24 protein-coding genes and 1 tRNA gene are annotated in these 14,304 nt (G+C 39.1%); all 25 read right to left on the reverse strand.

Annotated elements, in window-relative coordinates:
* Positions 1-1,562 (reverse strand): phage tail tape measure protein (locus tag HMPREF2926_RS01660; protein ID WP_256263000.1); only part of this gene is annotated, 1,562 nt, incomplete at its 3' end.
* Between the two features lie 18 nt (positions 1,563-1,580).
* On the reverse strand, positions 1,581-1,706 hold the full coding sequence (locus HMPREF2926_RS11265; protein ID WP_009732632.1) for a hypothetical protein: 126 nt from the start codon (positions 1,704-1,706) through the stop codon (positions 1,581-1,583).
* A gap of 65 nt (positions 1,707-1,771) precedes the next feature.
* Positions 1,772-2,065, reverse strand: coding sequence for a phage tail assembly chaperone G (gene gpG / locus HMPREF2926_RS01665; protein ID WP_009732631.1), 294 nt, complete (start codon positions 2,063-2,065; stop codon positions 1,772-1,774).
* A gap of 44 nt (positions 2,066-2,109) precedes the next feature.
* Entirely contained in the window at positions 2,110-2,748 is a 639-nt protein-coding gene (locus tag HMPREF2926_RS01670; RefSeq protein ID WP_070586249.1) for a DUF4352 domain-containing protein, read from the reverse strand.
* 87 nt (positions 2,749-2,835) lie between these two features.
* Positions 2,836-3,441: a major tail protein gene (locus HMPREF2926_RS01675; protein WP_070586250.1), complete on the reverse strand. Its 606-nt coding sequence runs from the start codon at positions 3,439-3,441 to the stop codon at positions 2,836-2,838.
* A 14-nt stretch (positions 3,442-3,455) separates the two neighbouring features.
* Positions 3,456-3,836, reverse strand: a complete 381-nt coding sequence (locus tag HMPREF2926_RS01680; protein ID WP_070586251.1) for a hypothetical protein — start codon at positions 3,834-3,836, stop codon at positions 3,456-3,458.
* Positions 3,833-4,237: a hypothetical protein gene (locus tag HMPREF2926_RS01685; RefSeq protein WP_070586252.1), complete on the reverse strand. Its 405-nt coding sequence runs from the start codon at positions 4,235-4,237 to the stop codon at positions 3,833-3,835. The genes HMPREF2926_RS01680 and HMPREF2926_RS01685 overlap by 4 nt, the downstream gene beginning before the upstream one ends.
* A complete protein-coding gene (locus HMPREF2926_RS01690; RefSeq protein ID WP_070586253.1) occupies positions 4,230-4,607 on the reverse strand; it encodes a phage head-tail adapter protein in 378 nt (125 codons plus the stop codon). The genes HMPREF2926_RS01685 and HMPREF2926_RS01690 overlap by 8 nt, the downstream gene beginning before the upstream one ends.
* Positions 4,600-4,785 carry a hypothetical protein gene (locus tag HMPREF2926_RS01695; protein ID WP_070586254.1) on the reverse strand — a complete coding sequence of 62 codons (186 nt, stop codon included), beginning with the start codon at positions 4,783-4,785 and terminating at the stop codon, positions 4,600-4,602. Before HMPREF2926_RS01695 ends, HMPREF2926_RS01690 begins: the two co-directional genes overlap by 8 nt.
* 11 nt (positions 4,786-4,796) lie before the next feature.
* Positions 4,797-5,069 (reverse strand): head-tail connector protein, encoded by a 273-nt coding sequence (locus HMPREF2926_RS01700; protein WP_070586255.1) that lies wholly within the window; start codon positions 5,067-5,069, stop codon positions 4,797-4,799.
* A 16-nt stretch (positions 5,070-5,085) separates the two neighbouring features.
* Positions 5,086-6,198, reverse strand: a complete 1,113-nt coding sequence (locus HMPREF2926_RS01705) for a phage major capsid protein (RefSeq protein ID WP_070586256.1) — start codon at positions 6,196-6,198, stop codon at positions 5,086-5,088.
* Positions 6,199-6,213: 15 nt separating this feature from the next.
* Complete coding sequence (locus tag HMPREF2926_RS01710; protein WP_070586257.1) at positions 6,214-6,984, reverse strand: head maturation protease, ClpP-related; 771 nt, start codon at positions 6,982-6,984, stop codon at positions 6,214-6,216.
* Positions 6,965-8,116, reverse strand: a complete 1,152-nt coding sequence (locus tag HMPREF2926_RS01715; protein WP_070586258.1) for a phage portal protein — start codon at positions 8,114-8,116, stop codon at positions 6,965-6,967. The genes HMPREF2926_RS01710 and HMPREF2926_RS01715 overlap by 20 nt, the downstream gene beginning before the upstream one ends.
* A gap of 53 nt (positions 8,117-8,169) precedes the next feature.
* Positions 8,170-8,427 (reverse strand): hypothetical protein, encoded by a 258-nt coding sequence (locus HMPREF2926_RS01720; protein WP_070586259.1) that lies wholly within the window; start codon positions 8,425-8,427, stop codon positions 8,170-8,172.
* A 13-nt stretch (positions 8,428-8,440) separates the two neighbouring features.
* The gene (locus tag HMPREF2926_RS01725; protein ID WP_070586260.1) at positions 8,441-10,081 is read right to left on the reverse strand and encodes a terminase TerL endonuclease subunit; all 1,641 of its coding nucleotides are present in this window, start codon (positions 10,079-10,081) and stop codon (positions 8,441-8,443) included.
* Complete coding sequence (locus HMPREF2926_RS01730; protein WP_009732618.1) at positions 10,078-10,422, reverse strand: hypothetical protein; 345 nt, start codon at positions 10,420-10,422, stop codon at positions 10,078-10,080. The genes HMPREF2926_RS01725 and HMPREF2926_RS01730 overlap by 4 nt, the downstream gene beginning before the upstream one ends.
* A gap of 130 nt (positions 10,423-10,552) precedes the next feature.
* Positions 10,553-10,870, reverse strand: a complete 318-nt coding sequence (locus tag HMPREF2926_RS01735; RefSeq protein WP_049488143.1) for an HNH endonuclease — start codon at positions 10,868-10,870, stop codon at positions 10,553-10,555.
* Positions 10,871-11,083: 213 nt separating this feature from the next.
* Complete coding sequence (locus HMPREF2926_RS01740; RefSeq protein WP_070586261.1) at positions 11,084-11,626, reverse strand: site-specific integrase; 543 nt, start codon at positions 11,624-11,626, stop codon at positions 11,084-11,086.
* 56 nt (positions 11,627-11,682) lie between these two features.
* A tRNA-Arg gene (locus tag HMPREF2926_RS01745) sits at positions 11,683-11,754 on the reverse strand.
* A gap of 120 nt (positions 11,755-11,874) precedes the next feature.
* The gene (locus HMPREF2926_RS01750) at positions 11,875-12,324 is read right to left on the reverse strand and encodes a hypothetical protein (RefSeq protein WP_070586262.1); all 450 of its coding nucleotides are present in this window, start codon (positions 12,322-12,324) and stop codon (positions 11,875-11,877) included.
* The gene (locus HMPREF2926_RS01755) at positions 12,314-12,838 is read right to left on the reverse strand and encodes a MazG-like family protein (protein ID WP_070586263.1); all 525 of its coding nucleotides are present in this window, start codon (positions 12,836-12,838) and stop codon (positions 12,314-12,316) included. Before HMPREF2926_RS01755 ends, HMPREF2926_RS01750 begins: the two co-directional genes overlap by 11 nt.
* Before the next feature lie 192 nt (positions 12,839-13,030).
* The gene (locus HMPREF2926_RS01760; protein ID WP_070586264.1) at positions 13,031-13,222 is read right to left on the reverse strand and encodes a hypothetical protein; all 192 of its coding nucleotides are present in this window, start codon (positions 13,220-13,222) and stop codon (positions 13,031-13,033) included.
* 1 nt (position 13,223) lies between these two features.
* Complete coding sequence (locus tag HMPREF2926_RS11140; RefSeq protein WP_070586265.1) at positions 13,224-13,499, reverse strand: hypothetical protein; 276 nt, start codon at positions 13,497-13,499, stop codon at positions 13,224-13,226.
* The gene (locus HMPREF2926_RS01770; protein ID WP_070586266.1) at positions 13,492-13,734 is read right to left on the reverse strand and encodes a hypothetical protein; all 243 of its coding nucleotides are present in this window, start codon (positions 13,732-13,734) and stop codon (positions 13,492-13,494) included. Before HMPREF2926_RS01770 ends, HMPREF2926_RS11140 begins: the two co-directional genes overlap by 8 nt.
* Before the next feature lie 100 nt (positions 13,735-13,834).
* Positions 13,835-14,173 (reverse strand): hypothetical protein, encoded by a 339-nt coding sequence (locus HMPREF2926_RS01775; protein WP_070586267.1) that lies wholly within the window; start codon positions 14,171-14,173, stop codon positions 13,835-13,837.
* Positions 14,174-14,304 lie beyond the last annotated feature (131 nt).

Consider the following 14,304-nt stretch of genomic DNA (forward strand, 5'->3'; position numbering starts at 1 on the left):
TTTTGCTGTTGAGCTTCACTCATTTCGCTAAATGCTTTAGCCATATCTGCTAGCTTTTGTATCCATGGTTTTGCAGCTTGTAGCCCTGAATTCATTGCTTTCAAAAGTGGCCCGCCAAATTCAATTGCTAAATCTGTAATTTGATTCTTAAAGATTTTCAATTGAGATTCTGTGGTTTCATAACGTTTTTTAGCTTCGTTCGTGAGGGCTGTATTTTCTTTCCATGCTCCATTAGCAGTTTTCAGAGCTCGTGACAATAAATCACCGGCTCCGGCCATACGTTGCATTGTGTCAACTTCCTGTGTTGATTTAATACCAAGCTCTTTCAAAGTTTGAGTTACATCCCCACCGGATTCTTTGACTTTTTTCAATCCATCTAAAAAGGCTAATAATGCGATTTGAGGCTCTGTTTTCCACTCATGAGCGAAGTCTTTTGCGCTCATTCCAGAAACTTTCGCAAACAATTCTAATTTTTTACCGCCAGAAAGCACTTGTGTGTTAATTTTTTGCATAACACGGGAAAATGAGCTTCCCCCTGCTTCTGCGTTGATACCAACCGAACTCATGGCAGTAGCTACTGCCATGATTTGCGGTTCAGTCAATCCGACCATGTGTCCTGTACCTGCTAGGCGCAAGCCCATTTCCATGATTTCAGATTCTGTCGTTGCAAAGTTATTACCAAGATCAACAATAGTAGATCCTAATCGTCTAAATTCAGACTGTGGCATCTGAGTGATATTCGCAAAACGAGCCATTGCGGTAGCGGCTTCATCTGCGGTCATGTTAGTCGATTCACCGAGGTCAATCATAGTTTTTGAAAAGTCAACAATGTTTTGTTTCTTAATCCCTAACTGACCTGCCGATTCAGCTACTCGTGCGATATCTGCAGCGCTTGCTGGCATTGTTTTAGATGCCTCCCGAATAGCGTTTGACATCTTCTTGTATTCGCCCTCGGTAGCGTCAACCGTTTTTCTAACTCCAGCGAAAGCAGACTCATAATCTACAGCAGCCTTAACTGCAAATCCTGCACTTGCAATCAACGGAGCTGTCACTCCTTTGGTTAAAGTTCCTCCGAAATCAGAGACTTTCTTTCCAAATTTTTGGATGTTGTCCCCACTTTTAACAAGGTTCTTACCAAAGTTTTCCATTTTGCCAAAAAAGCTATTTTCACGTCCAACAGCTTTCAAGGCTTGCTCCACTTTGTAGAGTTGTCCTTCCATTGCTGATAATTTTGCATTTTCTCGCTCAATATCAGCAGCGGCTTTGTCAAATTTAGCAGATCCAGGATCGAGCTTGTCGAAGTTCTGCTTCATTTGATCGAGTACTTTCTTTTGTGCTTCAATGGCCTGTCCTAAAGACTTGTATTTTGCTTTGAGGAGTTCAGTACTCTTACCATTGTTTTTCAATGTGCTATCGAGCGCTTTGACATTATTTTGGAAATACTTCACAGCGTTCTTTGCACTTGTTAAGCTAGGATTGAACTTTGACACGTCCAGCCCTAGTTCGATATACATTTGTCCTAGTGGCGTTCCACCTGCCATTTTTTCTCCTTTTACAAACAAAAAAAGCCCAAAGAGGCTTTATGCTTCCATTTCTCCAAAAATGTCAGCTAGATCTAAAGACGCATTTTCGGTTTGATCTTTATCAAGATCAATAATTCCGATCAGATCTTCCCAGCTTAATTCCATCACATCATGGACATTCATGTTATATGGTCCATCAGCAACTTCCTTAACGAATTTGTAGAAACGTTTTAATGCGTTTTTAGGATCTATTTTTTCCCCTTTGGGTCCACATCACCCACAAGATGAGCATAGATTTCAGTGAACACTTCAATGATTTTTGCAAAATCTGTATGTTCTAGCAATTGCTCTACTGTCACATTTTCAAATAGTGACGCAATGAAGCCTAATTGTTGGTCCAATTTTTCAACTTCTGTCTTATCTGATGTGAGTGAGTCGTTTAATACAAGGTAATCACGATAATCACGAGTAGTAATTTCTTTACTAGAGTAAAGTACATCTTCTCCAGCTTCGTTCTTCATGGTAAATGTAATTTTTGACATTGTTTGCCTTTCTTTAATTAAAAAAGCACCGAATGGTGCTTATTTTATTTTGTCCAAGTTTTATTTAAAAATTCAATTTTATTGACATCATTATCCGAATGGTCATTATCCATCGCATAAAATATAGCTATGGTTGCCTCTTTCCCGGCTTGTATGACGACACTTTTATCCGATTGAACAGAAACGGTATTATCGTTAGACATAACGGAATCATAAGCAAGATAATTGCCTTTGTCATCGCTCGCAAGGAATTTACCTGGATTGAATTCAATATTCGATGAGTCGTTATTTTTTATAGTCAGTGTTGCCGTTACTGGGATAAAACTTTTAGAGTCATGGTTCATCGCAAGCATTCCGGAAGTTTGTTTTTTCGGTTCGCTGACAGCAATTTGAGTTTTGTCGAAAAGAACTCCGTCCCCAAATTTGTAGCTAGTCAATGAATTCATTCCAAGAACGAAATCATTTGCTTCCAGAAATAAATCGTGATCTACGTTTGATACGTATGTAGAGAGCTTATCTTTTACCATGACAGCTCTGTCCTTCTCTTCCTTTACGCTTTCCAATTCCTTGTGTGTCTTAGAAAGTTGGTTGTTGGAATTTACGAGCATAATAGCAAGTACAATGGAAACTAGAGTGATCATAATTGTTAATGTTATTAAAACTGTATTTTTCTTATTTTTCATAGCAAAACCTCCACAACTTATTATATCAATAATTGTAAAGGTTTACAACGATATAAAGATAAATAAAGGGGCTAAATGCCCCAATTATTATCCTGCTGCTACCATACCAAGTTTTGCTTTCAATTTCTTGATTTTTGCTTCATCACTACCGAAGTACATTGTTCCATACTTGTTCTTGGTTTGCTCATTAGTACTTGCGCCTGCAGCAAATGATACATCTGTTGTAGCAAGTTCATCAGCCTTATCTTTGATCGTGTTAAGATCGATTGCATCCATTGACAGATTTCCTTTGTAGAATCCGTAGTAAGCTCCACCACCATCTGCAGTGTTTGATTCGAGCAAGATAGCCACATCTTTTGAAACTGTGTCAGCTCCAAAGTCAAGGATGTCATCATCGTTTTCGTAGCCGAGAGCTTTAACGTAAAGCGCTACTGGAATGTCCAAGAGACCAAGATCTACTTTGACATCTCCAACCCCACGGTTATTTACATGGTAAGCGATGTTGCTTCCGAATGTTTTTGTAGGGTCAACAGCAAGTCCGGAGATTTTAGCTGTTTGAGTCGCACCTTCGCCCTTCTTACCTTGGATGACAAAGAGGTTATCTCCTTCCGTTGGAGTTTCTGCTCCGTCCAAAATGCGAACTGTCAAACTTTTAAATCCGACTGTTGCAGTACCTTGTTTTTGTAGTGTCATATTAAATTTCCTTTCTAATAGTCGTCATACAACTTACTTTTACCTTTATAGGTTCTGGCATCTGCATAACGTTTAATTTCAGGGATCCATTCATCTAGACCCCCAGCAATTTGAAAGAATCCTTGCGATTCCATCACCTTTTCGACTAACCCTTGCAATTTTTTGCATTCAATTCGGTTGGTCGATTCGACATTGATTTGATAAAGAAATGTTTTCGAAAAACTTGTATTACTTCCCTGGTCACTTTGGATAGGTGGCCCTAGTGGGATAATAACAATACTCGTCTGATCTGTTGGTAAGGTTTCAGGACGCTCAAATGATTTGATAGTGATCTTAGAAAGTTCCTCATCGCTCATCAGAGCATCATATATTTCTGATATCTTGTCTTTAATCATCCAAGCCCTTCTCCTTTCAATTTAGTTGCTAACCTATATTTAAATTTTTCTTTGTTGGCTTCCGAAAATCTTCGGATAACACCGAATCCCCTTGGATGGGCCTTTTTGGCATATCCAAATTCATTCAAATGCTCCAACCGCCAACGTGACCCAGCGCCAAAACCAAGCTTAACCATTGGCACTCCTTCAAAAGCACCCGTTACATTTCCGACTGTTGCGCTTTCGATTGTTTCTCCGGTATCTTTGAAAACTTGTAGGGCGACTCTAAAGTCTTCAAGTGTTTCAGTTGCTGCGCCTTTCAAAGCTCTATTCGCAGACCTTCTCACTTTCGCATCGCCAAGCTTTGCTTCTAAATTCCGGATGACTTCATCGAAGCCTCTTAGTGTAGCACCACTAGCCATTTGGCCCACCAATAACAACAATTAAATAATCACGGTTATCATAGTCGGGTCGAATGTCAATGATCTGCCATTTTTTATTTTCTAATCGGTGATCATTCACTTGTACAAAATGCTTATTATCAGGTTGATAACTTGTTAAAGGATCTCTAATTTTTAAGGTCATCTTTGCAGTCATTGATTTTCCTGTTGAAATTTCGATATCCTTTAAGCTAGGTGAGTAGATTTTTGCGAATGTATAAAATACTTTCTCAAAGCTCACATCCCGGCCATCTAATCCTTCAAGTACTTTTGAGTTATAAAACTCCACAGGAGTTCTTAATTCACTTGTATTAGTTTCTGGTTTCTTGTATTTAAATTCAGGTTTATTCATCTTCCACAGCTACATCTTCGTTTAGATTGTCCGAAGCCACTAAATCATATTCTTTTACAAAATCAGGTAATTTCTTCATCAATTCGTTTTTTCGATCATCATCAACTTCAAAGACATCGCCAGCATGTCGGACGACATTTTCTTTGAAATCAAAAAAATCTTGAATTACTTCCAGCAATCTATTCCTCCTTACAGGTAATTTTTTAACGATAATTCAAGGATTTCTCCCTGAAAATTCGTAAAGAAAAATTCAACTTGATCATTATAGAGATATCTTGCACGTTCCAAGACTAACTCTTCTGCACGACTATCTGATAGATCAAAAAAGCCCGTCAAGTCAAGAATTGCCTGTTCAGATGATGCCAACATACGTGATAGATTCTCATCTTCAGCGTCATGAAAGATTTTCATCCGCTCCTTAAATGTTCCTAGAAGCGGATGAAGTTGTTTTGTTTCTTCCATTCGGTGTCACCACCTATTATTTAATTTTCAATACCCAGACAGCAGCAGTCTTTTCATCGTGAGCCTTACCGTAAGCAAATTGCTTAGCAGTGTAGAGGTTCAAATCTTCGAGAGCATAAGTCTCGGTGAAGCGACCAAACTCGATTCCACCACCTACGAAGGCATCGTAGCGCCCTTTGACAAATGTAGTCACTTTACCAGCAGTTTGAGCAACTGATTCAACCAAGATCAAGTTGTATGGCATTGCAGTCACATATGTTCCTTGAGCGTTTAATGAAGTGTATTGTTTCTTAACATCCCATGCATCCGCTGGGTTGACTACCATCACAACATTACCTTCAACTGCCACTGGATTGCCATCAGACTTAACAGAGTGATGTTTGTACACCGCAGTCAGTTCTTTGACAACTGTTGCAGAGTCAGCAAATGTAAGGTTCGCAGTTTGGGCCTCTTTTTCTGCGAAAGTTGTTTTATTGCCAGCCGCAGTTCCAGTGAGGGTACGAGAAAGACCGATAGGTTTGCCATCTCCGTCACCGTTCAAAAAGGCAGCTTCCAAAGCAGCAGCAAACGCTTCTGTGATTTGAGCAGATACGAATGATTGCAACCAGGCAGGTCCGAATTTTTCAGAATCTTTAGGGATGACTACAAATGCTGTTAATTTGTTTTGAATCGCTTCTTCTTCGTTGAAGGCTTGTTTCAATTGACCTTGAATTTCCCCATTGATCTTGCCCCAAAGAGCTGTACCAGTTTGGGTTGATTTAAGGAATTTAAGGCGGATGCCAGCATTTCGCAATCCGATGTGTTGCAAGAGTGGGCGAGATTTTACCATATCATCAAAGATACGGTCGATAGTTTCTTGCGGGAAGAGTTTTTCTACTCCAACAGGGGCAGTTTTGTCGATGTCGTTGAAGAATTCACGAGCTTCTGCTGACATTTTTGCATCATAAGGATTCATTTGCGAAACTTCCTCATGAGCGGCGTTGCGAGCTTGTTTCATCATCTCATTGGTCATCGACTCGATCATTTCATTATAGAGCTTCGCTTGTTCTTCTTGAGGTGCACCATTTGTTACAGCGTTCAAAAAGTTCTGGCGAATTTCATTGAATTTGTTTGATAATTGCATTGTCATTAGTATTTTTCCTTTCTAAAATGCAAAAAGACCGAACCCTTTCGGTACAGCCTTGTTTGTGTTATTTTCGCTACTTTCTGGAAAATTGAATTTTTTTTGTACAAATTCGCTATTTTCAAAAGTCTCTTTTGCGATTTGTCTAGCTTCTAGCTTATTAGCTACCAGCTCAGCGATTTTATCAACATCAGGAGTCATTGCTGACTTCATTTTTTCAATAAAATCATGTGGAATCATTGGAGTTTCGCTTGCAGCAAACGTAGGAGCGATTTCTTCAGCAAACATGATCTTATCAGCAAATCCTTGATTCACTGCTGATTCGGCATCGAACCAGGTAGTCTTATTCATCAGACTTAATAAATCATCTAATGCTTTTCCTGTTTTATAGATATAAGCATTTGCAATTGATTTGTTAAATCCTTCAAGTACTTCAGCTTCATGCAGTAGAGCATTATGATCTCCACTAACGTTTGATGATACATTGTGAATCATGATTTGAGCAGTAGGGCTAATCTCCACCTCATCACCAGCCATCGCGATAACGCTTGCCGCACTTGCAGCAATGCCCACGATCTTAACAACTACTTTCCCCGAGTAGGACCGCAAGGCGGTGTAAATTTCGCTACCTGCATATACATCTCCTCCTCCTGAATTAATGTGAACTTCTATGTCCTCACCAGTTTCAGGAAGTGCTACATTTTTAGGAGCTGTGTAGTCCCAGCCGAACCAATCATAAATCCAACTGTCATTGTTTGATACAATGGTTCCCTTAATCGGAATCACTTTCATCTTCTTTCTCACCTCCCTTCTCTACATCCTCACCAAGTTGATAGTTTTTGGTGATCAGAGGCTTGTCGCCCCACGGTACAGCTTCAAGACCAAGTTCCTCGCGAACCTCATTAATGAGCATAGACCCAGAAGAAATCAGCTTGTCAATACTTTGAGCAAGCGAGAATTTGTCCCTCTGACCTTCTCCGACAATGACAAGACGTTTGTTCCCCCTGTGCTCGCTTTTGCTTAGCAAAGCGAAGTTCAGGCCATCGCTCATCTTCTTGACAAGTGATTGATAGCAATAGCTATTAAACATCTTCTGGCTATTCTCTAAATTTGCCATATCTCCATGCATCAGCGCAGTAGGAATTCCTAAGATATCGGCCACTTCATCATCAAATTGCCGACGAAGTTTCTTCAACTCGTCTACAGAAATATTTGATGTACCTGTAGTGTTCGTAAGCTCGGAATATTCCATTCCTTCTTGAGCTGGGACGATCGCAACCGTTTTGGTTGTAAACGACTTAAAGAGACCGTCAGCATATCTCTGCATTTTCTCACGATTTTTGTCGTCGAAGCTTGCATTTGTCCTTGTGCTAAGGACTCCACGGATTTGATTATTACGTGCTAGTGCTTCTACTAGACGGGTATGTAGTTTCTCGTAGTCGTTAAACAACTGAGTAAAATACTCTTGTAGCCGATTGTTGTTGTATTGCAAGAAAATAACTTCATTCATCTTGAATGATTTTTGGAAAGTATAACCCTGACAAGTCACAGCAGTGAATGTATCATCATACACAGCATACTTTTGACGAATGTACGAGTCTGCAATCAATAACTGATCATCATTCGACAGAAAGATTAGCACTTCATTCTTGGTCAATAAGCGATAGATAGCTTTTTGCCAAAATTCAGAAGCTGTTTCATTCTTGTTGGGCCTAACATTTAGCAGATAATCCCAATCAGTAGCCTTCTTCTTTCCGTTCTCGATGAACTTGAACTCAGACCTTGCAAAGATGCGGGCCACAAATTCAGCAGCCTTATCAATCGACAAGCTCTTTAGTTGCAGATTGCCAAAGATCCGCTCCAGCTCATCAAACTCAAAACTTGGTTCCGGAACTTCTCGCTTGAATAAATTTAGCCATCCCAAGGCACCTCCTCCTTTCTAAGATTTTATGCCTACCACCCACCCGGGATTTTTCCTTATCGCTTAAAGAAAGATTTCTTAGAGCGTTTTAATTCTTTCTTGATTGACCCAAACTCTTTATTTGTTTGTTCAACATTTTTGGCACAAATCTCTTCATGCCGTTTTAATGCTTGATTCAAAGTATTCAATTCGGATTTGAGGTCACCAACTTTAGTTATTAAGTGCATATTTTCCGCACTTAATACAACCAACTCACATTCGAGCTCATGGATCTTTCGTCCGAGCATTTGTTTCTTCTTAATACGTTTGTTCATTTTGTTGTCCTTTCTAAAATTCCCAATCTTCGATCACGTCAAGGAAGTCTCCAACCGTACTTTCCTGAATGATTTCTCTCTTATAGAGAGCAGCAATAAAAGCATGGAAGCCGTCAGTCTTTCGTCTCAACGGTTCCTTTTTCAAAAATCTCTTGTTTCCGTCTTTGTCTTCTTTGACAAATGTATTATCGGTATACCAGAGCATTGATTTGTCGTTTTCAAAAATGAATCTTTCGTTCGCAAATCCATCTTCAATGATTGGAGCCACCTTCGACTGTATCGCTCCTGGATTTCGCAAGAATTCGTACTCAAAATCAGCTTCTTCCAGCAATGGTTTCAGCAGATCCATTCGAAATCCATCGGCGCAGACAATTTCGATATTGTACAGCTTGCGCCACTGAATTAACTTATCAACCAGTAATCTTGGGTCTATACTTGGACCGTCTACGATAGTAAAGAGCCCTTGTTCCTGCCATTCACGGATTGGAGCCTTGATTTTAAACATATCCAAGAATTGCTTCCTGGCAAAACTGTGCTGCTTCCAGATAAATTCATCACCGTTTTTAAAGAGTAGGCCAACGCTGGCAAAGTCTCTGATGCTTGCGTAGTCGAAACCAGCGACACAAGATCTTCCTGAGAGATCTATGCCAGGGCTTCTCAATGCAGCCATTAACTTTTCACGAGTGGTCACATCTTTTTCGATGTCGGCTTCTGGCAGATTCATCCGCTTTGTCATAAACTCTTGCCTGCCTGATGGTTCCAATTCCAAATCGTCATAGTCAGCTTTCGTTCTAGCTAATAGACGTTTGGCATAAGGTGTTGTCTCATCCAGCATTGGATTCGCTTTTGGCCAGTTACTCATATCATCCACTTCTTCCGGATCGTCTAGTTTGCAGATAAACGGAAAAAAGCGGAATTCCTCAAGCTCTCCATTCAAGATTTTCATTGATTTTTCGATCATCTTGTCGTAAAACCCTTCACGAACGTGTCCGTTGGTACCGTTGTAGAAGGTACGAGCGTGGGCAATCTTACCAAGTCCTGACCGCTGGATTTTAACAGCAGAGTCATTCTCAAACTGGTGAATCTCATCAAATTCCAGACAGCCATCACGAGCCGAGTCCATTGTCTTTGGGTTATTTGTCCGATAAGAAAAGACCGAGTTATTCCCTCGGCCTGTAATAGACATTTTTGTCAAATAGTAATGGTCTTCCAATCCTCTTCGCTGGACAGTCTCATAAACTTCCTCAAACGAGACCTTGCCTTGCTTCTCAGAGTTAGCTGTGATAGTCACATCGTAATCTCTGACAGGATAGAGAGGACTGATGAAGAATGCGTCCCGGCTGGACATAAAACCATTCTTTCCTCCCCCACGAGCAAGGGTCAGCAATATTTCATCAAATTGAGGTTCGCCATCTTCTTTCCGAAAAAGAAAGATAAATGGCGTGATGAACTTTTGATACTTAGCCAGTGGAAAGAAATTCTTCTCGGTGAACTGGATATATTTCTCAATCAAATCATCGTCAAAATATAAATCATCCCTCGGATAGATTTTTTCTTTGATGATTTTGAATAAGAGTGAGCGTTCTTTGTTGACTTTGATTTTTCCTGATTCGGCAAGTTCGATGTATTCATCAATCAGAGGATGAGAAATCACAACAGATCACTTCCGTCCGATGGTGGTTTCTTCTCGACTGGTGAATTTTCAACCTCAAAATCAAATGATCGCTCAATCGCTAGTAGCTGATTGCTGGTTGTATTGATTTCTTTGATCAACGAGTTCGCTTTTTGAAATCTTTGTTGGCCGTTGTGGACGGTGATGACTAATCCATCTTGTTTGAGACGTTCTTTCAACTCATACAATAGACGGACCAGGTAGAGATAGCGATGAACTTTCTCGTACTGAATTGCATCTTTCTTTCGTGTGCTGAAATTGCCGATTTTGGAAAGTAACTGGTTTTCCAATTCTTTTATATTTTTTTCTGAGTATTCTTCCATGAGCCCCCTCCCCCTTTAAAAATAGTGCTTTGCATTTGGACAATCGACCCCTCCCACCGGTTCCCAGAGACCGATTTTTTTCGATTTTTTTCGACCGGGGGGTCTGTGAATTTTTCAAAATTTTAAATTTTCATCCCCACCATTCGTCCGAACGAAAATTTTTATTTTGCAACTTGGATGATTTGCGAAATTGAAAGCGATGATGTCGCTTATTATGACACTCTTTACACAGAGTACGAAGATTGTCGATATCTAGAGCAAACTCTGGATAATATTCTAGCTCCTTGATGTGATCGACTTCGAGATTGTCTGTCGTTACTTTGCCCTCATCTCGACACCAAACACATTCAAAGTGATCTCGACTCATTGCTTCGAGTCTCAGTTGTCTCCATGATCTTGAAAGATAAAACTCTCTGCGACTTTCTCTTGTCGAAACATCTACTTTCAATTCTTAAATCCTCTGTAACATTTCATACTTTCAATTATCTATTTCTGAAATTCATTATATTATTTCTGAAAACTATATTGTTTTTCTCTCTTGAATTAGACATATCTTATATTCTGTCTGATTCGCACCAGCTTTAAAAAGCCTGTAAAATAAATGAATAGCAGGTAACTAATAAAACTAATTAGCGTTTTACTCGTTGTGTCTAATTGGTAACTATAAATCAAAATTAGACATGGCTTTATCTCGTTGATCCTGTCTAATTCCAATGTATCTCAGCGTGATCGCAGGAGATGAATGATTAAATAGATCCATGAGCATTGCCACGTCTTTGTATTTTTTATAGTAATGATACCCAAATGTTTTCCTCATCGAATGAGTTCCGATGTTTTCAATACCACATTCGATAGCAGCTGTTTTTAATATCCAGTCTACTGTTCTTCTATCGAGCGGTTTGTTTTTTCCGATACGGCTTTGAAACAAGTAATAATGCAGTGGCATGTCTTTGATATATTCTCTGACTTCCTTTTTCAAAGTCTTTGTCATCTTGATCTGCTTCTGCTTACCAGTCTTCTGCTCTTTTAACTTGATATGCCATCCTTGAACATCTTTCACTCGTATCCTCAAGATGTCTCCAACACGCAATCCGGAATTGATGCCAAATAAAAAGAGCAAGTAATTTCGCTCATTCCATTCTCGTAGATATTCCTTCATTGCCTGAATATCGTCTTTGTCACGAATAGGATCCACAATGTTCACAGTGTCACCTCCTTCCTAGGTAAAATAAAAAGCCAGTAGATACTGACTTGATTTTATTAGGAACTCAGGAATCGAACCTGAAACCAATTGATTCGAAATCAATCGCTCTCCCTTTGAGCTAGCTCCTAACCAATATAGTGCGAGAAGATGCCCAAGAGAAAAAGGTAAGTTAATCTTACCCCTAATCTCTTGATGTTACTATTTTATCACCTTATTTTTGATTTTTTTCCACGATTTTGAGCTATTTTTTAAGATTTTTCCACGCTGATGTTAAATTTTTTACTAAGCGATAGTTCATAGATCTTTGTTTCAAGATTCTTAAAGAATGGCTCTATCACTTTTTTGTAGGCGAAAGACTTACTACAATGCAGATATTTAATGGATGCTCCTTCAACGGTCAATGTATTGTCAATATATACTTCTTTGATCGCCAACCATTCCTGTGCTGGTGTTGATTCTTTCACTTCGGAAATTGCCTTTTTCATCAAATCAAGACGATGCAACTCTGGATCTGATTCTTTTTTGATAATATCGGCCAGCGCTTTAGGAGTCATCATTGTCCCTTTTGTAATTGTACTATTGGAATCGGATGGTTTCCACGGTGTCTCAATTTCTTCGAGACGACTAGCAATCTCTTTCTCAAACGGATATTGATTTAACGCTGATATTAAATAACCGTACCTACCTCTAATGCTCATTAACTTCCTCCAAATCTTCTTCTTTGACCCAATTCCCATTTACCCACTGGCCCTTTCGGTCCTTAATTTCGTTGTAGGCAATTGATAGACATTCCTCAAATTCATATCCCAACAACACTGAGATACGTCCAATATGCGCAAGTATTCGTTTTAAGTTAAACTCTACATTAATCTTATCTAAAAAGTCTTTCGATAAAAACAGTTCCGATGCATAAAAGAAAATCATCGTTATAGCTTTATCGACATTCTCTTCCAGCGTTTTGTCATCTGAGAACAAAACATTCTCTGGTTCGATTTCTAACATCATTGATAAACCAATCAATACGACAGTTGCATCTCCTATGCTATCTTTCGTTAGATCCTTTTTATTTTTCAAGAATCCCGAAGATAATTCTCCACCCTCTTCGAATAACTTTAATATTTGCTTGTCTGGACTACCTTGCTCCACATGCCTTGCTATGAACCATTCTTTTGTTAAATGTAATAACTCTTTTAGTTTTGGAGTAGCTTTCAATTTGCTACCTCCTTTTGAAAAATCTCAACCATACCAGTTAAGGTGGACCTGTAAGCTTGTGCTTCGTGCAATGTTTTAAACTCTTTATCTTTAGACTTAGCTGGATGTGACCCAGCCCATGGACTGTGACCCATATATTTTCTGACAACATATACCTTCATACTTCTTAATTCCCTTTTTTCTTCACTATATTCATTCCACGCCCTCACGATAGATAAGTAGACACTCGCGGTCATTAAATGGAACGCAGTCCACTACACGTTGATTTACTTTATAATCGACTGCCTCGATCTTAATGTTAGGATTCTCGTCAAAGAATGCATTCATTTTCTCTATAATCGACACATCACTAAATGCTCCTGCGATAAATAATTTTGCTTTCATGTTATCCACCCACTCCGTTTTCTTCCGCTGCCTGTTTGACTTCTTCCGCCCGTTGTCGCTCCCGCATCTGGTACTCGCTATTTAGTTTATTCAAAATAACATCCTGCGCATTGTTCTTCTCAGCCAATCGCTGGATAGATAGCTCATGTTCTTGTACTGTCCATTCCATATCACTCACACGTTTGGTAAGACTTTCAATCCGTGCGTTTAAGTTGACGCACACAATCATAAATACCAGCGATACTGATGCGAGGATTGTGTAAAATAGTTTATTCATGCTTGTCCTCCACTTCGATAATATGGTCAATAATACGCTTTAAATCTCGTATATTATCAAAAGGCATCACTGCATCATACAGATCATCAAAATATGAATCAGTTACAAATGATGGGTCATAGCCATATTTTTTCCCAATGTTTGATAATATAGCAATCTCTAAACGATTATTTATTTGAGCGATCGAAAGAAAATTCTCTTCATCGATTGGTATATGTACATTATCTAAACTCATCATTTCTCCTTTCTGTTTTTAAACGCTATCACACTGGCCCAGATCAAACCAGAGAGCCAGACCAGTGCGAGTAGTAAATAGATAAAATTTTGTAGGGTCATTATTTCTCCTCAAGTTTCTTAATTTCCCACTCAACATCTTCTTTCCTACGGTTTAAGTCTGAAAGTTTCCGTGCTTCGATTGCTTTTTTAATAACTTCAAGCCGTTCAATTTCTTTTTTAAACTCAATGAGCTTATCTACTTTTCGTGCGAAATCTCCGAAATTTTCTGCCCAGTTGTATTCTTCCCAACCGAACGCTCTTCTCAATTCTCTTTTTTGATCATTGAATTTATCCACCAGTAGCTTATTAAGATAGGCTTGCACAATCAAGATATAAATTGACATACCAATCACTAACGATGAAATTACAATCATTCCCCAAAACATTAAATCTTTCATTCCTTCACCTCGTTTGTAATTCTATTACGCTCCACTCTCAATTTAAAACTAGTATTATCACCGAAACATACTAGAGTTGTTTCTTCTTCCCACTGGTTTTTTGTGTATGGGTATCTGTTTGGTCTCATTCT

This window comes from Streptococcus sp. HMSC078D09 (assembly GCF_001813675.1).
Lineage (GTDB): Bacteria > Bacillota > Bacilli > Lactobacillales > Streptococcaceae > Streptococcus.

Excerpts from the sequence above, each read along its gene's own strand:
- HMPREF2926_RS01720 (WP_070586259.1), bottom strand. The coding sequence starts at position 8,427 with ATGAACAAACGTATTAAGAAGAAACAAATGCTCGGACGAAAGATCCAT.
- HMPREF2926_RS01710 (WP_070586257.1), bottom strand. The coding sequence starts at position 6,984 with ATGAAAGTGATTCCGATTAAGGGAACCATTGTATCAAACAATGACAGT.
- HMPREF2926_RS01770 (WP_070586266.1), bottom strand. The coding sequence starts at position 13,734 with ATGAGTTTAGATAATGTACATATACCAATCGATGAAGAGAATTTTCTT.
- HMPREF2926_RS01775 (WP_070586267.1), bottom strand. The coding sequence starts at position 14,173 with ATGAAAGATTTAATGTTTTGGGGAATGATTGTAATTTCATCGTTAGTG.
- HMPREF2926_RS01675 (WP_070586250.1), bottom strand. The coding sequence starts at position 3,441 with ATGACACTACAAAAACAAGGTACTGCAACAGTCGGATTTAAAAGTTTG.
- HMPREF2926_RS01705 (WP_070586256.1), bottom strand. The coding sequence starts at position 6,198 with ATGACAATGCAATTATCAAACAAATTCAATGAAATTCGCCAGAACTTT.
- HMPREF2926_RS11140 (WP_070586265.1), bottom strand. The coding sequence starts at position 13,499 with ATGAATAAACTATTTTACACAATCCTCGCATCAGTATCGCTGGTATTT.
- HMPREF2926_RS01685 (WP_070586252.1), bottom strand. The coding sequence starts at position 4,237 with ATGGCTAGTGGTGCTACACTAAGAGGCTTCGATGAAGTCATCCGGAAT.
- HMPREF2926_RS01690 (WP_070586253.1), bottom strand. The coding sequence starts at position 4,607 with ATGAATAAACCTGAATTTAAATACAAGAAACCAGAAACTAATACAAGT.
- HMPREF2926_RS01700 (WP_070586255.1), bottom strand. The coding sequence starts at position 5,069 with ATGGAAGAAACAAAACAACTTCATCCGCTTCTAGGAACATTTAAGGAG.
- HMPREF2926_RS01680 (WP_070586251.1), bottom strand. The coding sequence starts at position 3,836 with ATGATTAAAGACAAGATATCAGAAATATATGATGCTCTGATGAGCGAT.
- HMPREF2926_RS01750 (WP_070586262.1), bottom strand. The coding sequence starts at position 12,324 with ATGAGCATTAGAGGTAGGTACGGTTATTTAATATCAGCGTTAAATCAA.
- HMPREF2926_RS01760 (WP_070586264.1), bottom strand. The coding sequence starts at position 13,222 with ATGAAAGCAAAATTATTTATCGCAGGAGCATTTAGTGATGTGTCGATT.
- HMPREF2926_RS01670 (WP_070586249.1), bottom strand. The coding sequence starts at position 2,748 with ATGAAAAATAAGAAAAATACAGTTTTAATAACATTAACAATTATGATC.
- HMPREF2926_RS11265 (WP_009732632.1), bottom strand. The coding sequence starts at position 1,706 with ATGAATGTCCATGATGTGATGGAATTAAGCTGGGAAGATCTGATCGGA.
- gpG (WP_009732631.1), bottom strand. The coding sequence starts at position 2,065 with ATGTCAAAAATTACATTTACCATGAAGAACGAAGCTGGAGAAGATGTA.
- HMPREF2926_RS01730 (WP_009732618.1), bottom strand. The coding sequence starts at position 10,422 with ATGGAAGAATACTCAGAAAAAAATATAAAAGAATTGGAAAACCAGTTA.